Source organism: bacterium (genome assembly GCA_035528375.1).
Taxonomy (GTDB): domain Bacteria; phylum RBG-13-66-14; class RBG-13-66-14; order RBG-13-66-14; family RBG-13-66-14; genus RBG-13-66-14.
Genome location: DATKYS010000113.1, coordinates 17509 through 35412, shown reverse-complemented (window position 1 = coordinate 35412; position 17904 = coordinate 17509). Strand labels below are relative to the sequence as shown.

At 65.8% G+C, this 17904-nt stretch carries 18 protein-coding genes and 2 tRNA genes; 4 read left to right on the top strand and 16 right to left on the bottom strand.

Features of this window, described 5'->3' with window-relative positions; translation table 11 throughout:
• Window positions 1–53: 53 nt before the first annotated feature.
• Together VM054_09100 and VM054_09095 are read right to left on the bottom strand one after the other, a co-directional pair.
• Complete coding sequence (locus VM054_09100; GenBank protein ID HUT99217.1) at window positions 54–425, bottom strand: hypothetical protein; 372 nt, start codon at window positions 423–425, stop codon at window positions 54–56.
• Between the two features lie 211 nt (window positions 426–636).
• Complete coding sequence (locus VM054_09095) at window positions 637–1785, bottom strand: polysaccharide deacetylase family protein (GenBank protein HUT99216.1); 1149 nt, start codon at window positions 1783–1785, stop codon at window positions 637–639.
• A gap of 130 nt (window positions 1786–1915) precedes the next feature.
• On the opposite strand from VM054_09095, the gene VM054_09090 reads away from it, so the two are divergent.
• Window positions 1916–2911, top strand: a complete 996-nt coding sequence (locus tag VM054_09090) for a hypothetical protein (protein ID HUT99215.1) — start codon at window positions 1916–1918, stop codon at window positions 2909–2911.
• Entirely contained in the window at window positions 2908–3633 is a 726-nt protein-coding gene (locus tag VM054_09085; protein HUT99214.1) for a rhomboid family intramembrane serine protease, read from the top strand. Before VM054_09090 ends, VM054_09085 begins: the two co-directional genes overlap by 4 nt.
• Here the strand turns inward: VM054_09085 and VM054_09080 are convergent.
• Entirely contained in the window at window positions 3630–4052 is a 423-nt protein-coding gene (locus tag VM054_09080) for a YkgJ family cysteine cluster protein (protein ID HUT99213.1), read from the bottom strand. The two genes, VM054_09085 and VM054_09080, sit on opposite strands and share 4 nt — an antisense overlap.
• Before the next feature lie 14 nt (window positions 4053–4066).
• On the opposite strand from VM054_09080, the gene VM054_09075 reads away from it, so the two are divergent.
• On the top strand, window positions 4067–4921 hold the full coding sequence (locus tag VM054_09075; GenBank protein HUT99212.1) for a hypothetical protein: 855 nt from the start codon (window positions 4067–4069) through the stop codon (window positions 4919–4921).
• A gap of 28 nt (window positions 4922–4949) precedes the next feature.
• On the top strand, window positions 4950–5432 hold the full coding sequence (locus VM054_09070; GenBank protein ID HUT99211.1) for a hypothetical protein: 483 nt from the start codon (window positions 4950–4952) through the stop codon (window positions 5430–5432).
• A 64-nt stretch (window positions 5433–5496) separates the two neighbouring features.
• Here VM054_09070 and raiA read toward each other — a convergent pair whose 3' ends face one another.
• The 13 genes from raiA to ftsW all read right to left on the bottom strand — a co-directional run bounded on the left by raiA (window position 5497) and on the right by ftsW (window position 17827).
• Window positions 5497–6051 (bottom strand): ribosome-associated translation inhibitor RaiA, encoded by a 555-nt coding sequence (gene raiA, locus VM054_09065; GenBank protein HUT99210.1) that lies wholly within the window; start codon window positions 6049–6051, stop codon window positions 5497–5499.
• A complete protein-coding gene (gene lipA, locus VM054_09060; protein ID HUT99209.1) occupies window positions 6048–6923 on the bottom strand; it encodes a lipoyl synthase in 876 nt (291 codons plus the stop codon). Before lipA ends, raiA begins: the two co-directional genes overlap by 4 nt.
• A gap of 45 nt (window positions 6924–6968) precedes the next feature.
• Window positions 6969–8507, bottom strand: coding sequence for an RNA polymerase factor sigma-54 (gene rpoN / locus VM054_09055; protein HUT99208.1), 1539 nt, complete (start codon window positions 8505–8507; stop codon window positions 6969–6971).
• A gap of 48 nt (window positions 8508–8555) precedes the next feature.
• Complete coding sequence (locus VM054_09050) at window positions 8556–8993, bottom strand: PilZ domain-containing protein (protein HUT99207.1); 438 nt, start codon at window positions 8991–8993, stop codon at window positions 8556–8558.
• Window positions 8994–9370: 377 nt separating this feature from the next.
• Window positions 9371–9448 (bottom strand) — tRNA-Asp (locus VM054_09045).
• 39 nt (window positions 9449–9487) lie between these two features.
• Window positions 9488–9564 (bottom strand) — tRNA-Val (locus VM054_09040).
• Window positions 9565–9693: 129 nt separating this feature from the next.
• On the bottom strand, window positions 9694–10842 hold the full coding sequence (gene ftsZ / locus VM054_09035; GenBank protein ID HUT99206.1) for a cell division protein FtsZ: 1149 nt from the start codon (window positions 10840–10842) through the stop codon (window positions 9694–9696).
• A gap of 81 nt (window positions 10843–10923) precedes the next feature.
• A complete protein-coding gene (ftsA, locus tag VM054_09030; protein HUT99205.1) occupies window positions 10924–12162 on the bottom strand; it encodes a cell division protein FtsA in 1239 nt (412 codons plus the stop codon).
• Window positions 12163–12194: 32 nt separating this feature from the next.
• Window positions 12195–13007 (bottom strand): FtsQ-type POTRA domain-containing protein, encoded by an 813-nt coding sequence (locus VM054_09025; GenBank protein ID HUT99204.1) that lies wholly within the window; start codon window positions 13005–13007, stop codon window positions 12195–12197.
• Between the two features lies 1 nt (window position 13008).
• Window positions 13009–14007 carry a UDP-N-acetylmuramate dehydrogenase gene (murB, locus tag VM054_09020; protein ID HUT99203.1) on the bottom strand — a complete coding sequence of 333 codons (999 nt, stop codon included), beginning with the start codon at window positions 14005–14007 and terminating at the stop codon, window positions 13009–13011.
• Window positions 14004–15422 (bottom strand): UDP-N-acetylmuramate--L-alanine ligase, encoded by a 1419-nt coding sequence (gene murC / locus VM054_09015; protein HUT99202.1) that lies wholly within the window; start codon window positions 15420–15422, stop codon window positions 14004–14006. The genes murB and murC overlap by 4 nt, the downstream gene beginning before the upstream one ends.
• 5 nt (window positions 15423–15427) lie before the next feature.
• Window positions 15428–16519 carry a UDP-N-acetylglucosamine--N-acetylmuramyl-(pentapeptide) pyrophosphoryl-undecaprenol N-acetylglucosamine transferase gene (locus VM054_09010; GenBank protein HUT99201.1) on the bottom strand — a complete coding sequence of 364 codons (1092 nt, stop codon included), beginning with the start codon at window positions 16517–16519 and terminating at the stop codon, window positions 15428–15430.
• Window positions 16520–16531: 12 nt separating this feature from the next.
• On the bottom strand, window positions 16532–17827 hold the full coding sequence (ftsW, locus tag VM054_09005) for a putative lipid II flippase FtsW (GenBank protein HUT99200.1): 1296 nt from the start codon (window positions 17825–17827) through the stop codon (window positions 16532–16534).
• Between the last annotated feature and the right edge of the window lie 77 nt (window positions 17828–17904).

Sequence of the window (17904 nt, the reverse complement as noted above, 5' to 3'; positions counted from 1 at the left end):
TCGCGGGCCGACTTAAACGGCGCGCCGTCCAGGTCGGCCTGAACTTCCTTATTCTAAAAACTACGTTTGTGGATTTGTTGATTGCGAAGGCTTGAGTTGAGCCAAGGATCTATCCCATCTGAAGCAATTCCTTCAAATCCCATAGTCTGTCGAATCGAATACCCCTTTAGTGTCATCGATTCAATGCAGTTAGCTAGGCGAGGTTCATCAGGTTTATAAAGGGATTCCTCTCGTTCAAATAAAGCCTGGAATATTTTCTGGGCTTCATCATCCTTGGGTTCCTCTAGCCATATTGTCTTGAACGTTCCAGGTTTGACTCCCGCTTCTTTATCAAGGGTAGAGAAGTCACACCCAGAACACAAACGAGCCGCAATAAAATACATCAATTGCGAAGCTATATTCTGTGTAAGAGGTAATTCAAACATTTCTTCTCCTTTTGTTGGTTTTTGTTAACGACATAAAAATTATAACACATGTGAAATAAACCCCCTCAAATAGAAAACGTTCGGATTAAGGAGCCGCTCCTCTTCATACGGGTTGTAAGTACGGTCCCTTTGGAGGGCTAAAAGAAAGACGTACCTTTAGGTGCGCCCGGTTTTTTGTAGGGCGGGGAATCCCTTCCCCGCCGCTTCTTATTCAGAAATACGCTGGCGGCGGGGGGAGGCGCTTGAGCGGTCGCCAAAAGGCACGGTCCAGCCCGTCCAGGCGGGCGGCGGTCCAGTTGTGCTCCAGCCCAAGGGAAGGCCCCGGAGCGAACCAGGTGCAAAGCCCCTTGCTAAATGAGGCGAGTGAAGCGGTCAAGAGGTCGCGGAGCGGCCAATCGCCCTCGTCGGCCTCTTTGACGTAACTATCGGCGTAGCGCGTGAGCCACCTGGTGTCCAGCCCTCCGCCGCCCCGGACGGCGTGCATCTCCACCCGGGGGATGCGCCGGCGCACGGCGGCGAACTCGTCCGTGGCGGGGTTCGGGCACATGCCGCCCCAGGCGGCCATAGCGTAATCGAAGCGGTAAGGCCGCCCCTCGAACCTGCCCTCGCGGCAGAGCATGTACTCGGCGGCCCCCAGCGGCACGGCGCCGAAGGGGTAGCACAGCCCCCAGAGATAACCCTCCCTATCCCCAATCGCCTCTTCCAGGAGAAGCTGGCAGACGCCGATCTCGCGGGCGATTCCTTCGGGGTCGAGCTTGGCCAGGTCGGTGTGGGTCACGGTGTGGTTGCCCACCTCGTAGCCGTTGGCGACCAGCCAGCGGAGCTTGGCCTGCCAGAGTCTCGGCCTTCCCCAGCCGCGTCCCTTGGCGGAAAGGCCGTAGCGCCCGCAGAACGCCTCGATCAGTCCCCACCGCTCCGGTTGGAAGAAAATGCCGCTCCCGCGCTCGTCGCGGGCGAAGATGAAGAACGCCGCCCCGGAGCCGAACTCGGGGTGCTGCTTCCGGTATTTTTCCAGGACGCCGACCGCCGAGAGGGGATCTATGCGGCCGTCGGGCAGGACGCGGAACTGGCCGGGGTCGGAGTCGTCGAAGGTCAGCACGACGGGCCGCTTACCCGTGGGCACGCGCGAGAAGTCGCCCCGGAGGAGCTCGGATAAGTTGATGAGGAAGAAACCGGCCCGGCGCATGTCCTCGAGCTGACGCTCGAAATCCCGCGGGGTGATGGAGTACCGCCCCCCGCGGTTGCCCATCTGGTGGTACATGAGGACGGGCACCGGCTTGGGCGCGACCGGCTCGGTCGTTTCGGTGAGCGGCCCGAAGAGAGTGGTCCAGAGGAAGATGAGCTTCAGAACGATGAACATTGGGCCTCGGCCGCGTTTTTTCGCCCGACGGGCGATTATACACCACCCCCCTTTCTTCGCGCCGGGGATGGACACCCCGCCCGGCGGTCTGGTACACTAAAAAATACCCTTAACGCCCGAGAGGTGCGGCTTGCGCGCTCTCAGATTTGCCGGGGCATCACTCGCTTCGCTCCGTTTTGCCCCCCTCATCCTCTTCCTCCTCGTCTCCTGCGCGGATCGCTTCGGCGGCTGGGAGGCCCTCTCCCGCCCCACCGAGGACCAGGTGCGCAACCTCGCGTCGGACGGCAAAAGCCTCTACCTCGCCACCCTCGGCGACGGCGTGTACTCCAGCTCCGATTGGGGGGTCACCTGGGGTCGGCTGGCGGGCACCGAAGGGATGAGCGTTCACTGCCTGGCCTGCGCGGTCGGCGGGCTCATCATCGGCACCGATTCGGGCGTGTACGTTTGGGACAGCGGGAAATTGAGTGCGGCGGGCCTGGAGGGACGGTCAATCTGGTCCCTGGCCCCGGGCGGGGACGGGACGCTCGCCGGCGGCGTGGGAGTCGTATACGCGCAATCCGGCTCCGGCTGGGAGGAGCTTTCCGGCCTGCCGGACGTGGCGGTCACGGCGGTCCTCGACGTGGAGGGCGCCCTGTACGCCGGCACGTTGGGCGAGGGGCTGTGGACGCTGCTCGAGTTCGCCGGTGAGGAGGGCGTATCCCGGCGCTGGGTGCCGGTCGCGGGGACTCCGGAGATGCCACTGGACGCCGCGGAGGTTACCCTCCTGCGCTACGTCCCGGACACCGGGCGGCTCTACGTCGGCACGATGTGGGGCGGGCTCTACATCTCCGAGGACGGCGGCTTCTACAAGCTCCGCGGCCTCGATCCCGAATTCAAGTACGTCTCCGACCTGGTCTTCGCGGGGAAACGGCTCTTCGTCACCACCTGCGGCATCCGGGCCGACGGGCTCTACTCCGCCGACCCGGACGGGCGGAACTGGCGGCTGTGGCCCGATTCCCCCTACCCCGCGCGCGGGGCGCTCCTCCTCCCCGACGGGCGCATCCTCGTCGCCACGGAGCGCGAGGGTCTCTTCGCCGCCTATCCCCCGGAGACCGACCGTCTCGAGCCCGACGAGGGTGAAGAGTGATCCCGCTCAAGGACGACATCAAGCACCGCAGCTTCCCCTACGTCAACATCGCGCTCATCGCGATCAACATCGCCGTCTTCATCTTCGAACTCGTCATCGGGGACCGGCTCTCGCGGGTCCTCCACGCGAACGCCTTCGTGCCCGCGGATTACACCGTGGGGTTCACCCAGGCCATCGCAAACTACGGCTTCCTGAAGCTCCTCTACAGCCCGTTCGTCTCGATGTTCCTCCACGGCAGCGTGGTCCACGTCGTGGGGAACATGCTCTTCCTCTTCGTCTTCGGGGACAACGTGGAGGACCGGCTGGGCCACTTCCGCTATCTGGTGTTCTACGTCCTGTGCGGGCTCGTGGCCACGGCGGTCCACTTCCTCGCCAACCCCGTGAACCCCTTCCCCATCATCGGGGCCTCGGGAGCCATCGCCGGGGTGCTGGGGGCGTACCTGATCCTCTTTCCCAAGGCGCGCATCCTGACCCTGGTGCCGCTGGTGATAATCTTCTGGGCCATCCGTCTGCCGGCCTTCGTCGTGCTCCCCTTCTGGTTCATCACCCAGCTCTTCAGCGGCTGGCAGGCGATAACGGCGGAGATGGATACGGGCGTGGCCTGGTTCGCCCACATCGGCGGTTTCCTGGCCGGGGGGCTGTACCTCTGGCTCAACCGCCGCCGCTTCCGGCCCATCGAGCAGATGCCGGAACCGGTCACCGTGTATGGCGACAACGACTAGGACGGGTCGCCCTCTCCCCGGAGGTAGGCGGCGATGTCCGCCGGCGTGTGGAGCTTTCCCCGGCCGATGCCCGGGCACTCCCGCCCCTCCCGCTCCCAGGTCGTCCGGCTGGCGAGTGTGCTTTTCCAGAAGGGGTAGGTGCGGCACTGTTTCGGGCGCACCGCGTAGATGGAGCACAGGTTCTCGGGGGTGATGAAGACGCAGTCCCCGTTGGGGTGCTCGACGAGGGACCAGGCGCCGAGGCCGACCCGGCGGCAGTAGCGGCGGCGGAACTCCTTCTCTTCGAGACCCAGGTGGGCGGCGATTTTCAGACGCTCGTGCGTGTCAACATTGACGACGCCGGGCTCGCCACGGCAACAGAACGCACAACCTTCCCGACAACTGAAGCGCACACCGTCGGGAGAGTACCAGCGTTTCATAACGGAGACCGCCCGTGAAAAAGTTGATTCCTATCGCGCTGCTCTGTGCGCTCCCCTTCACCGGTTGTCGGGACGGGGACGACGGGGGGTTCGCCCTCGAGGTGAGCTACGAGGGCGGTTACTCGAACGTGGCTCACGGGTGGTACGCCCTGACGCCCTCGGCCGGCGGGGAATCGGTGGAGTTCCGGCACGGCGAGACGGACATCCACGGCGTCACGGTGGAGTACGGTAAAGTCCTGCCGCGTGCCGATCTGGAGGAAGTGTACCGCATTTTCGTGGACAACGACGTCTGGGACCTGCCCTCGAGCGACCTCGCGACCGCCACCGACCAGCACACCTACACCGTCACGGTTCGCTCGGGCGACCGGGAGCACTCGTTCAGCGTCTACGGTCCCCGCCTGCATCCCGACGGGCGTTACTGGAACGTCATCTCGCCGCTGGTGGAGCTGGGCGACGAGCTGGGTCCGCCCGAGGAGTACGGCCTGACCATGCGCGTGGAGGGCGGCCTGAGCAAGTTGGAGTACTCCCTCTACACGGTCCGGCTCCTGCCCGATCGGGCCGGCCTGGTCGTCGAGGAGAAGGAGCGCCTGGGCGGGGTGGCGACCCGGGAACTGGAGGTTCCCCGCTCCTCCGCGGTGCGGCTGTACCTGGCCCTGGAGGAAAACGGTTTCTGGGAGCTGGGCGACTCCCGCGCCGCGGAAAAAATCGTCACCGACATCCCGACCTATACCCTCACCCTCGAGGTCGGCGATCGTTCGCACTCCTTCAGCGTCTATGCGCCGACCTTCGACCCCGACCCGCGCTACGGCTCGATGACCCGCGCCGTTTACGACTTCGCCTCGCAGGCGTTCGCCTCGCAGGCGGAGTGATTATCAACGTTACCATTGAGGGAGGATCATGCGCAAGGCACTCTTTTGTATTCTGATGACGCTCCTCGTCCTGACCGTTGCGGGTTGCCGCAAATCGGGGCCCGGCCCCGAGGCGTACACGGACCGCGAACCGCTCCCGCAGTTCAAGGTCCACATGCGGGCCACCGGCGGATGGGACTACAAGGAGATGAAGTACGTGGAGTGGACCATCGAGTACTCCGGCCGGGGCGACATCTCCTACGAGTACCTGTCGGAGAACGATCTGGGCCACATGGAACAAAAGGAAGCCCAGCTTCCGGCCTGGATGGGTTACGCCCTATGGGATGATTTAGAGAAAAACGAAGTCTGGGAGCTCGTCTCCGACGAGAGCGTCTCGATGGAGGGACACTCGACGTACGTTCTCGAGCTGCGCCTGGGCGACCGCCGGAACGAGTTCACGATCTACGCCCCGGATTTCCACCGGGATAAGCGCTACCAGCACGCGGTCAAAGCCATCCAGGACTTCTATTGATCGGCCGTTACGGATGGAAAAAGAGGGTGCCGGACACCCTCTTTTTTTATGGGATTCCGCAGCTCTACTCGGGGGCGATCCAGCCCACGTTGCCGTCCACCCGCCGGTAGACGACGTTGAGCTTGTCGGTGCCGGCGTTGGTGAAGACGTAGAAATCCGCGTTCAGGAGGTCCATCTGCATCACGGCCTCGTCGAGGCTCATCGGCTTGACCATGTGCCGCTCGGTCTGAATGACCCGGCGTTCGTGCTCCTCGAGCTCGCCGGCGTCGGGTTCCAGGAGCTCGTGGGTCACGGTGGGGAGCTCTTCCTCCTTCGCGGGGGCGTGCCGGTGCTTGCGGCTCGCGAGCTTGTCCTTGTAGCGACTTACCTGCCGGTCAATCTTGTCCACGGCCTGGTCAATGGAGGTGTACATGTCGCCCGTCTCCCCCTCGCCGCGCATGTTGACGTTGTTGACGTTGATGTTGATCTCGGCGCGGTTGCGGTACTTCTCGGCGGCCAGGACGACGTTGACGTCCATGACGCGGTCGAAGTGGCGGCGGATTCGGGCCAGCCTCTCCTCCAGGTAGCGGTGGACGGCGTCCGAGACCTCGTAGTTCCGACCGACGACGGAGATTCTCATCGTTGCCTCCAGCGGTTGGATTGGAAATGGTGTTCGGCCAGGTAGGAGCTGCGGACGAGGGGGCCGGCCACGACGGTGGGGATCCCGATCCGCCGCGCCTTCTCCCCCTGCTCGTCGAACTCCTCCGGCCGCCAGTAACGCGCCACGGGAAGCTGGCTCCGGGTCGGGCGGAGGTACTGGCCGAGGGTGAGTATGCCGACCCCGGCCCGGACGACGTCACGGTAGACCCGCTCCAGCTCCGGTTCGTCCTCGCCCAGCCCCAGCATCAGGCCGGTCTTGGTGGTGAGCCCGGCGTCGGCCGCCCGGCGCAGAAGATCGAGCGACCTCGCGTAATCCGCCCCCGGGCGCACGGCGGGGTAGAGGCGGGGGACGGTTTCCAGGTTGTGCCCCAGCACGTCGGGGCACGCGCGGAACGCGGTTTCGATGGACGCTTCTTCACCACGGAAATCGGGGACCAGAAGTTCCACCCGCGGGATCGGAGCCAGGGCGCGCAGGGCCGCGACCGTTTTTGCGAATTGCCCCGCCCCGCCGTCGGGGAGGTCGTCCCGGGTGACCGAGGTTACCACGACGTACCCCAGGCCCAATCGCCGGACGGCCTCGGCCACCCGCGCCGGCTCGTCCGGTTTCGGTTTTTCCGACCTTGCGTGGGGAACGGAGCAGAAGCCGCAGTTCCGCGAGCAACTCTCCCCCAAAATCATGAAGGTGGCGGTCCCCGATGCGTAACACTCGCCACGGTTGGGGCACCGGGCGCCCTCGCAGACCGTGGCGAGCGCGAGCTCGGAAAGGGTGCGCCTGACCTCGCCCAGGCTTCCCGGTTTTCTTCGGGGAAGCCGCAGCCAGGTCGGGAGACGCTGGGCGTCGGAGCGGATCAAGCTTGAGTGAGGGGTTTAAAGTTTGGTCAAGGGGTTAACCCCTCGTCACAAGGGTTTGCGCTTCGAGGCCGGAGGGATTCTCATCATGTTGCGGTACTTGGCCACCGTCCGCCGGGCCAGGACGAAGCCGTCCTCCTCCTTCAGCCGGTCCACTATCTCGGCGTCGGAGAGGGGGCGCTCCTCCTCGGCTATCATCTTGCGGATCCGCTCCTTGATGTAGGTGGTGGAGATAGATTTGCCCGAGGTGTCGGGCAGACCGCCGGAGAAGAAGAACTTCAGCTCGAATATGCCCCTGGGCGTCTGCACGTACTTCCCCGACGTGGCCCGGGAGACGGTCGAGGGGTTGATCCCCAACTCGTCGGCCACCATCTCCAGGGTCAGCGGTTTGAGACCCTCGACCCCACCTGAAAGGAATTGGTGCTGGCGCTCGAAGATGGAGCGCGTCACGCGGAGGATGGTCCGCCGGCGCTCGTCTATGTTCTTGATGAACCAAACCGCCGAGTTCACCTTGTCGCGGATGAAGGCCCGGGTTTCCCGGTCCGCCTCCCCGGAGTTCAACACGTCCCGGTAGTACCTGGAGATGCGCAGGCGGGGGATGCCCCACTCGTTCAAATAAACGCGGAAGTCGTCGCCCTGTTTCTCGACGAAGACATCGGGCCGGACGTAGATTGCCCGCTGACCGGAGTAGTTGCGCGCCGGCTTGGGGTCCAGGGAGGCGATGAGGTGCACCGCTTCTCGCACGTCCTCTTCAGTGGAGCCCAGGGCGCCGGCGATGTGCCGGTAGTCCCGTCGGGCGACGAGGGGGAGGTGCTCGGCGACTATCCGCTCCGCCAGGGTGATGAGAGCGTCACCGTTGCCCGCCGCGGGGTCGGCTCCCCGGAGCTGGACGGTCAGGCACTCCTTCAGGTTGCGCGCCCCGACGCCCAGGGGGTCGAGACCGTGGACCCGCTCGGTGAGCACCTTCTCCATCTCCCCGGCCGTGACCTCGGGCCTGAGCTTCAGCCCACCGGCCAGGGTCGCGAGGTCCACGTCGCGCAGGTAGCCTTCGGAGTCCAGGCTGCCCACTATCTCCTGGGCGATGGTGAGCTCGCGCTCGTCGGTGCAGTTCAATGAAAGCTGCCAGAACATGTGGTCGGTGAGAGTGGTGGAGTTGGCCACGACCCGGTCAATGTACGAGTCCTCCTCCCGGACCTCCATTGGGCGGACCGAGCGGTAGACCATGGGGTCGTACCGGACGTGGGCCTCCCAACCCTCCAGGATTCCCTCGTTATCCCTGTCGGTTTGACCCCCCTCTTCCTGGGAGTTGTCTTGCCGGGGGTTCTCCCCGGGCAGGAAATCCCGCTGGGCCTCCCAGGCCTCGTCGCCGCGGTCCTTCGAGTTCAGATCGGTGTCGGTTTGAGCCGCGCGCTCCAGGGGGTCCAGCGCCTCCAGGACCGGGTTGGCCACGAGCTCCTCATCCACCCGCTCCTTTAAAAGGAGCATCGGCAGGGCGAGGAGCTTGATGGCCTGCTGCAGCTTCGGCGAAAGCTTGAGCTGCAGCTTGAGGGTGTTTTCCAGGGTCAGGCGCGGCTCTCTGGCGGACATTGACATGTTTCCTCGGGCGCGTTTGCGTCGCCCATTGTTTCTGTTATTTCACCGTTGGCGTGACTTCGTTTCACGTATGTATCTTTGGAGCTGGGTCTCCACGTTGCCGGTGAGGTTGACGAAGCGCAACCCGAGCCCGAAGACCATGTCCCGGTTTCCCGACCCCGGGTCGGTCCGGGGGTCGTAGTCCTCGGAAAGCTGGACCACCCCGCCCTCGGAGACCTGCCGGTAGGTCCTGACGACCTCGGCCTCCACGCAGGCTATCTGGGCCATCTGTGGGAGGATGAAGGAGAGGGTGATGAGTTTTCCCAGCTTGACCTCGAAGGGGAGCTGATCCTCGATGTTGACCTCGATGGCGATTCCCGAGCTGGAGATGGAGCGGACCCGGACCTCCCGGTGGAGGCTGGTAAGACCGGCGAGGACGACTGCGTCCAGGTCAACCGGTTTGTGCCGGGGGGCTTTGCGGCGTTCGCCGGTGGAGGCCATGGGGCGGCTCCTGGGGTATCGCCGGGGGCGCAGCTCGCTTCGCTCGGTTTACCGGGGGGTAATCCTCGCTACGTTTCGTTTTCCCTTCGGGCGCAGTTCCGCGGCCCCGGAGGGTCTCGCGGACCGGCGAATCGGCCGGAGTGAACGTCCTCGGCGGCTCGAGCCCGAAGGAAAAAAGCCGCGGTTCGAGTCTCCCCCTCCACGTCGGGGATAATAATACCAATCAAAAGTATACCCTACTTTTTCCTTCCGGGCAAGCGACGACGGGGGGTCGCCGGGGGCATAGCTCGCTTCGCTCGGTTTAACTGCACCGGAGGTGTGACTGCGCAGTTAAAAAAGGACCAGGCGGACCGTAGGTCGCACCTGGCCCTGACGTTTGGCGCGGCGGACGGGACTCGAACCCGCAACTTCCGGCGTGACAGGCCGGTGCTCTAACCGAGTTGAACTACCGCCGCTCGCTCACGCCCTTCCGCTGAGGGTGAGCCCTTCCCTCCTGGTGGGCGGAACAGGGATCGAACCTGCGACCTCCGGTGTGTAAGACCGGCGCTCTCACCGGCTGAGCTAACCGCCCCTTTTTCCCTTCGGGCGCAGTTACCCGGGGGCTCATTCACTCGCGCGGGGGGTAGTCTATCCCCCCGTCCGCGTGCGTGTCAAGGGCCGGGTGACCCGGACTCCCCTTCATATTCCCCGCGTCGAGCAATCAGATCCGCTGCTTTTCCCGGCGCTCCTTCCAGCGCATGAAGGTCGGCCGGTCGAGGTCCTCGTCCCGCAGGGTGGGGAAGTTGATCACGAGCCCGCGGTCCGTGGTCCCGGTGGCCTCGTACTCGACTCCGACGAGCTCCCGCTCCTCCTCGGGCTCCGGCTGCTCCACCGGTTCTTGCATCTGCGGCACCTTCTTGGTGAAGCCGGTGGCGATGACCGTCACCGTCACCTGGTCCTGGAGCTCCGAGTTGACGACGCCGAAGACTATCTCCGCGTTGTCGTCCGCCGCCTCGCGGATGGTGTCCATGGCCTCGTTCACGGCGAAGAGGGGCAGGTCCGGCGATGCGGTGATGTTCACCAGCACCCCCATCGCCCCCTCGATGGACACGCCGTCCAGGAGGGGGGAGCTGACGGCGTTGCGCACCGCGTCGTGGATGGCGGTCTCGCCGGTGCCGTATCCGGTGCCCATGAGGGCGTCGCCCATCCCCCTCATCACGGTGACCACGTCGGCGAAGTCCACGTTGATCATCCCCGGCATGGTAATGATGTCGGAAATTCCCTGCACCGCCTGGTGCAGGACGTCGTCGGCCATCTCGAAGGCCGAGGTCATGGTGGTCCTCTTCTCCACCACGGCCAACAGACGCTGGTTGGGTATGACGATCAGGGTGTCCACGTACTTCCGCAGCTCCACCAGACCGTCCTCGGCCTTCCTGGACCGCGCCGGCCCCTCGAAGGTGAACGGCTTGGTGACCACGGCGACGGAGAGGATGTCCATGCCCCGGGCCTGCTCGGCGATGATCGGCGCCGCGCCGGTTCCCGTCCCGCCTCCCAGGCCGGCGGTGATGAAGAGCATGTCGGCGCCTTCCAGGTACTGCCGGATTTCGCCCAAACTCTCCTCGGCCGCCTCGCGACCGATTTCGGGCTGGGCCCCGGCTCCGAGGCCGTGGGTCAGCCTGGCGCCAAGCTGTATCTTGTTGTAGGCCGTGTTCTGCATCAGCGCCTGGGCGTCGGTGTTGGCCACGATGAAGTCCACGCCGCGCAGGCCGGCCTCCACCATGCGGTTGACCGCGTTGCCTCCCCCGCCTCCCACGCCGAACACTTTCAGGTTGGCGAAGGTCTGCTGCTCGGTGTCTAATAGCTCGAGCATGGTCTCTCCTTTTTTATCTCGCCGTGACAGCGAAGCTCTGACGTTTCGCCGGTGGCGTAACTCGCTTCGCTTCGTTTATGACTAGAAAAAGTCCTTGAGCCAGTTTTTCATCCGGGTGATGATGTTGTCGAAGAGGGAGCCGTCCTCGAGGTCCCGTCCGCCGAACTGCCTGCCCTCGGCGGCGTAGAGCACCAGGCCCACCCCGGTGGAGAAGGCCGGGTCGTTCACCGAATCGTAGAGGCCCCCGATGGGGAGCGGGCTGCCGGTCCTCACCGGCCCGCTGAAAACGCGCTCGGCCAGCTCCACGATGCCGGGCAGCTTGCTGGCCCCGCCGGTCAGGACGTAGCCGGCACGGTTCGTTTCGGCGTATTTGCTCTTGGCGATTTCCCCCCGGGCGAGCTCGAAAATCTCCGCCATCCTCGGTTCGATGATGTCCGCCAGGTGGCGGCGGGGAACCAGGCGCGGCGGACGGCCGCCCACGCTGGGCACCTCGATCATCTCGTCGGGTCCGACGAGCTCGTAACCGGCGGAGCCGTGGTCTATCTTGAGCTGCTCGGCCTGCTTCGTGGGCGTCCGCAGGCCGACGGAGACGTCGTTGGTGACGTTGTTCCCGCCCAGGGCGATGATGGAGCTGAAGCGCAGCGCGCCGTCAATGATCATGGCGATGTCGGTGGTCCCGCCGCCGATGTCTATGAGCGCCACACCCAGCTCCTCCTCGTCGTCGGTGAGCACCGCCCGGCAGCTTGCCAGCGGTTCCAGGACGATGTCGGCCACCCTCAGCCCCGCCCGCTGCACGCTCTTGACTATGTTCTGCACGCTGGTGACCGCCCCGGTGACGATGTGGACCTCGGCCTCGAGCCGGACCCCGCTCATCCCCACCGGGTTCTTTATCCCGTCCTGGTCGTCCACGATGTACTCCTGCGGCAGGACGTGGATCACCTCGCGGTCCAGTGGTATGGCGATGGCCTGTGACGCGTCAATGACCCGCTTTACGTCCTGCTCGCGAATCTCGTGGTTCTGCCCCGAGACGGCGATGACGCCCCGCGAGTTGAAGCTCTTGACGTGCCCGCCGGCGACCCCGGCATACACGCCGGTGACCTTGACGTCGGCCATCAGCTCGGCCTTCTGGACCGCCCCCGTGATGCTCTGGACGCAGTCGTCTATATGGATGACGACCCCGCGGCGCAGTCCCTGGGCCGGTGAGGTGCCCACACCGACGATCTCGACCCCGGCTTCGCCCAGCTCGGCGATGATCGCGCAGATTTTGGTCGTGCCGATGTCCAGACCGACGACGGTCTTGCCACTCTGCCCTTTTCCCACAATCCCTCCCTTGTGCTTGGGGGATAGCCGCGCTAGGGTCTAGTAACCGATTCCATTTCTGAGCCGGTCCGGTGCCGGGATATGACCTGTCTGGAGTATCGGGCGTCCAGCTCGGTGAAGCCACACTGGCGCTCGCGGGTATAAACCGCCTGCAGGGCGGCCAGCGTGGACGGCGCGCTTTCCAGGGGGAAGAGGACCCGGGCGCCGTCGGCGAGCAGACCCTCGAGGTGGTCCGCGTGCGGCCGAATCTCCACCAACTCGTCGAGGAGCGGGAGGGCCTGACGCTGCATCTCGGCGCACAGACCGCAGGCGGCCAGAATAACCCCGTCGGAGTAAGGTTCCAGCTCGCCCTTCCGCTCGACCTCGTAACCGGTCACCACCGGCAGATCGAACACCGCCCCGTCCACCCGTCGGGCGTCACCCACCCCGAACAGGGGCAGCACGGTGCCGTTGCCGGCCAGGAGCTGCAGCGGTCCCTCGGCCAGGTAGCAGGCCGGGGTCCGCTCGGTCACGCGGACGACCAGCTTGTCGGGGTAAACCTTGTCTATTTGGACTTCCGCCAGGTACGGGTGTCGGGAGAGACGTTGCGCGACCTCGCCGGAGTCCAGGGAGAAGAGGTTCTCCCCCATGGGCAGGAGGTTTTGGATCTCGGCGTCGGACACGACGGTGTTCCCCTCCACCGCCACCCGTTTCAGATCGAAGGCGTCGGAGCGCAGGTAGAGGAACCCCGCCACGCCGATGAGCGCGAGGACCGCCACCCAGGTGAACACCTTTGCCCGACGGCCCATCCTCGGGTGAAAGCCGTCCCCTTTTTCATGGGTCTGGACGTAGGTGGAGTGCCGCATTTTAAAACTCCCCGATACGGCGGACCTCGGTCCGGAGCCGGAGGCCGAAGGTCTCCTCGACGGTTTTCTCCACGAGCTCGATGAGCGCGGCGAAGTCCGCCGCCTTTGCGCCGCCCCGGTTTACCATGAAGTTGGAGTGCTTGGCGGATATCTGGGCCCCGCCGATTCTCTTTCCGGTCAGCCCGCAGACGTCCACGAGCCGCCAGGCCGGCAACTGGCGGGTACCTTTTTCCTCCAGGGCCCGGAGGGAGAATTCCGCGCCCAGGGCGGACTCCAGCTTTTCATAATCGAGGTCCATCCCCGGCTCCCAGGTAAAGTTCTTGAAGACACTGCCGCAGTTGGGCCACTCCAGGGGGTGCTTTCGTTCCCGGTCGTCCAGGCGCTCCAGGCAGCGCTTCCGAATCTCGCGGGGGTCCCCCTCGTCCAGGACGAACTCCGCCCGTACGAGCGCCGCGCCCGGCGGCAGGTCGGCTCGGCGGTACCCGTACCCGATCTCCCCCCCCAGGTAGCGGTGGAGCTCGCCCGATTCGAGCACTACCTCGACCCAGTCCACCCGGGGCCAGACCTCGGTCCCGTAGGCCCCGGCGTTCATGGCCAGCGCCCCGCCCAGGCTCCCCGGGATGCCGTACAGATCCTCGATCCCCCCCAGGCCCACGTCGCCGAGGCGGTCGAGGAAGGACTGGAGCCGGACGCCGGCCGCAACCGTGCAGCGCGCGCCGTGGACCTGCACCCCGTCGTCCTCGAACCCCTCGCCGATCAGGAGCACCAGACCCCGGAAGCCGCCGTCGCCGACCAAAAGGTTCGTTCCCCGACCCATGACCAGGACCGGGGTCCCCTCCTCTCCGGCGAAGAGGAGGGCGTGGGAAACCTCGTCGGCGGTGCGGGGCCTCGCGAATAAATCCGCCGGGCCGCCCACCCGAAGCCCGGTGTGCCCGGCGAGCGGCTCGTCGGCCAGCACCGGCATCCCCATTTCCGTCAGGCTGCCTGAGAGCGGATTCAACCTCTCTCCTCCGAGAGTTTTTTTACGATGTCCCGGGCGGTTTCCCAGATGTTGCCCGCCCCGAGCACCAGCACGAGGTCGTCGTCGCTCACCATGCCGGCCACGGCCTCGGGAATCTTCCGGCGGTCGCGGATGAAGGTGACCTCCCGGTGGCCGTGCTCGGTCACTCCCTTGGCCAGCGCCTCGGCGCTGACGCCGGGAATCTCGGGCTCGCCGGCGGAGTAGATGTCGGTGATTATCAGCCGGTCGGCCTGGTAGAAGCAGCGCAGGAAACGGTCGAAGAGCGCCTTGGTTCTGGTGTACCGGTGGGGCTGGAACACCGCCACGATCCGACGGTCCCAGCCGGTCCGCATGGCGTCCAGGGTGGCGGCAATCTCCGTCGGGTGGTGGGCGTAGTCGTGGATGACGGTGATGTCGCCGATGTGGCCCACCACCTCCAGGCGCATCTCGATTCCCTTGAAGGAGCGCAGGCTTTTGATGATCGTTTCGGGGGCGACGCCGATCTCGAGGGCCAGCGCCGCCGCCCCCAGGCTGTTCAGGACGTTGTGCCGGCCGGGGAGGTTCAGGTCCACCTCGCCCAGAAGCTCCGCACCCCGGTAGAGCTTGTAGCTGGCGCTCATCGGCATCAGCCGCACCTCCCGCCCGACGACGTCGCACTGGGTGGTGAAGCCGTAGGTGATGTAGCGCCGCTTGAGCTCCGGCAGGATGCCCTGCACCACGGGGTCGTCCAGGCATACGATTGTGGCGCCGTAGAACGGCACGGAGTTTGCGAATCGGATGAAACAGGCGCGGATGTCGTCCAGGCCGGAGTAGTAGTTGAGGTGGTCGGAGTCTATGTTGGTCACCAGGGCGTAGGCCGGCGATATGGCGAGGAAGGTGCCGTCGCTCTCGTCGGCCTCGACGATGAAGTATTCGCCGGCGCCCAGGCTCGCGCCGGTTCCGATGGCCCGCCCGTTCCCGTTGGGCTCGGTTTTGGAGCGCAGGGCGTTGAGCTTGCCCCCGATGACCGCCGTGGGCTCCAGGCCGCCGTCGGAGAGGATGGAGTAGATGAAGCTGGCGGTGGTGGTCTTTCCGTGGGTGCCGGCGACGGCGACGGGGTATTTGAGCCGCATGATTTCGACCAGAATCTCGGAGCGGTTGATCACCGGGATGTTGTACTTCCTCCCGGCGACAACCTCGGGGTTGTCGGGGGGAATCGCGGTGGAGACGGCGATGACCCCGGCGCCGACGACGTTCTTCTCCGAGTGGCCGATGGTCACCCGGGCCCCCAGTTCCGCGAGGCGCTCCGTGGCCTTGCCGGCCCGCAGATCGGACCCGGACACCTCGAAGCCGAGGCTAAGGAGAATTTCGGCGATGCCGCTCATCCCCGCGCCGCCGATGCCCACCAGGTGCACCCGGGTTATCCTGCCCAGCATGAGGGTCATCGGAACCTCCGTGCGGTATCGAGGGCCAACTCCGCCGCCCGCCGTGCCGCGTCGGGCCGTCCCAGCCCCTTTGCGGCCGCGGACATCCTCCGTCGCAGCGCGTCGTCGGTGACCAGACGTTCAACCTCTTGCGCCAGCCGTTCAGCGGTCAACTCCCGGTCCCCGATGACGACCGCCGCCCCGGCCCGCTCGAAGGAAAGGGCGTTGGCGGTCTGGTGGTCCGCGGCGGCGTAAGGATAAGGCACGAGGACGGCCGGCAGACCGAATAGAGCCAGCTCGAAGACGCTCCCCCCTGCACGGGCGACGACAAAGTCGCCGGTGGCCAGGGCGGGGCCGATGGGGTCCAGATAGGCGGTCACGAAGGCCCGCAGGCCGGATTCCTCCACCGCCCGCCGCACCGCATCGCGGTCGTCCCCGCCGGTTTGGATTATCATCTGCAACCCCCCGATGGCCGCCAGCCTCCCGGCGGCCTGGGCGACCGCCCGGTTGACGGACCGGGCCCCGGCGCTCCCGCCGAGGACCAGCCCCGTCACGCGGCCCGGGTCGAGACCGAAGGCGGCGTGGTCGGGTGAGTACGAGGCGAGATCGGCCCGCACCGGGTTCCCCGTCACCCTCACCCTGGGCGAGGCCGGTCTGGCCCGCCTTCCGGGGAAAGCCACCGCGGCAGCCGCGCTCAACGGCCCCAGCACCCGGTTGGTGAGCCCGCAGACGGCGTTCTGTTCCAAAAGCATAATCGGCACGCCGTGGCCCCGCGCCGCCAGGGCGACGGGAAAGCCCTCGTAACCGCCGCAACAGACGACGAGCCCGGGCCTCATCCAGCGCATCAGCTCCGCCGCTCTCGCCGTCCCGTTAAGGTTCATGAATACGCCCGCGATCAGTTGCAGGGGGTTCGCCTGGTAGATGGGTGCCGCCGGCACCTCGTGGTAGGGCCAACCCCGTTTGTCGCACTCCCGTTTCGGCAGGTCGAAACCGGCGCCGCAGAAGGCTATTTCCGCGCCCGGCTCCAGCTCCCGCAATTGTTCGGCCACCGCGAGCCCCGGGTAGAGGTGACCGCCGGTCTTCCCCCCGGCGAAGAGGAACGGTTTCATCCTCCACCCCCATTATGACCATCTCCGCCACCGGTAGGTCGAAGACCTCCGGCGGCGGTCGGCGGGGCTGTACACGCCGAGCCCCTTGAACGCCGCGGCGAGGCTCGCCCTGTGTTTTCCCACCGAGTATGCCGGGCCGTGCACCGGGGCGGACGGTCGGATTAAATACGCCCTCCTCCGGGCGACCGGCGCCTCCTCCCCGGCCTGGACGGTGACCGTCTCGGCGCTCTGTCTCGCCACGCCGGCCAATATGCCCATCGCCGCCAGGGAGACGATGAGCGAGGTGCCGCCGTAGCTCACGAAGGGAAGCGGCAGGCCCGTCGTCGGAAGAAGCGCCGTCACCACGCCGATGTTCACGATGGCCTGCACCCCGAAGAGCGCGGTGATGCCGGTGGCCAGGAGCCTCCCGAAGGGGTCCGAGCACCGCATGGCGGTTCTTATCCCCAGGGCGACGAGGAGCCCGAAGAGCGAAACGACCAGGAGCGACCCGAAGAGGCCGAGCTCCTCGGCCAGAATCGAAAAGATGAAGTCGGTGTGGGCTTCGGGCAGGTAGAAGAGCTTCTGCTGGCTGGCGCCCAGACCCACGCCGGTGAGCTTGCCCGAGCCGATGGCCAACAGGCTCTGCACCGCCTGATAACCCTCGCCGTCGGCGACCTTCCACGGGTTCGCAAAGGCCGTGACCCTCGCCCAGCGGTAGGGTTCCAGGTAAATCGCCAGGATTGCCAGGGGAACCAGGACGGCCAGGGTCGCCAGCACGTGGCGGGTGGGCACCCCCGCGACCCAGAAGATCACGTATCCGGTGATGAAGAGCATCACCGCCGTCGAGAGGTCGGGTTGGATCAGCACCAGGCCCATGGCCAACACGAGGACCGCCAGCGACGGCAGGAGGCCCTGCTTGAACCCGCTGAGCCGGTCGCGCTTCCGGGTGAGAGTCTGCGCCAGATACAGAATCATGAAAAGCTTGGCCAGCTCGCTGGGCTGGAACGAGATGATGCCCAGGGACAGCCAGCGCCTGGCCGAGTTGGCCTCCTCGCCCAGGTTCTGCGTGAACACGAGCCCCAGCATCACGAAGGTGAGTAACAGGAGCGGTTTGGTCCACTTCGCGATTTTCTGGTAGGGCAGCCGCCAGAAGAGGAACATGAGGGCCAGGCCGGGGATGAGCTTCCAGAGCTGTTGGGTCAGGTAGTAGCTCGGGTCGCCCCGGGCCGCCCCCAGGACCTGACTGGCGCTGCCCACCATCAGCAGTCCGATGATGACCAGCGCGGCGGTCACCCCGAAAAGTTGCAAATCTGTGCGGCGAAGGTTCATCTCACCCGCCACCGGTAAATCGCCGACCTCTCGGCGAGCCGTCCGGCGCTTCCCCGACTGGCGCCTGCGGACCTAAA

What these genes read in the sequence shown, in the direction of transcription:
- VM054_09010 (HUT99201.1), bottom strand. Translation starts at nt 16,519, where the DNA reads ATGAAACCGTTCCTCTTCGCCGGGGGGAAGACCGGCGGTCACCTCTAC.
- murC (HUT99202.1), bottom strand. Translation starts at nt 15,422, where the DNA reads ATGCTGGGCAGGATAACCCGGGTGCACCTGGTGGGCATCGGCGGCGCG.
- ftsZ (HUT99206.1), bottom strand. Translation starts at nt 10,842, where the DNA reads ATGCTCGAGCTATTAGACACCGAGCAGCAGACCTTCGCCAACCTGAAA.
- VM054_09050 (HUT99207.1), bottom strand. Translation starts at nt 8,993, where the DNA reads ATGGCCTCCACCGGCGAACGCCGCAAAGCCCCCCGGCACAAACCGGTT.
- rpoN (HUT99208.1), bottom strand. Translation starts at nt 8,507, where the DNA reads ATGTCCGCCAGAGAGCCGCGCCTGACCCTGGAAAACACCCTCAAGCTG.
- VM054_09095 (HUT99216.1), bottom strand. Translation starts at nt 1,785, where the DNA reads ATGTTCATCGTTCTGAAGCTCATCTTCCTCTGGACCACTCTCTTCGGG.
- ftsW (HUT99200.1), bottom strand. Translation starts at nt 17,827, where the DNA reads ATGAACCTTCGCCGCACAGATTTGCAACTTTTCGGGGTGACCGCCGCG.
- VM054_09025 (HUT99204.1), bottom strand. Translation starts at nt 13,007, where the DNA reads ATGCGGCACTCCACCTACGTCCAGACCCATGAAAAAGGGGACGGCTTT.
- raiA (HUT99210.1), bottom strand. Translation starts at nt 6,051, where the DNA reads ATGAGAATCTCCGTCGTCGGTCGGAACTACGAGGTCTCGGACGCCGTC.
- VM054_09080 (HUT99213.1), bottom strand. Translation starts at nt 4,052, where the DNA reads ATGAAACGCTGGTACTCTCCCGACGGTGTGCGCTTCAGTTGTCGGGAA.
- VM054_09100 (HUT99217.1), bottom strand. Translation starts at nt 425, where the DNA reads ATGTTTGAATTACCTCTTACACAGAATATAGCTTCGCAATTGATGTAT.
- VM054_09070 (HUT99211.1), top strand. Translation starts at nt 4,950, where the DNA reads ATGCGCAAGGCACTCTTTTGTATTCTGATGACGCTCCTCGTCCTGACC.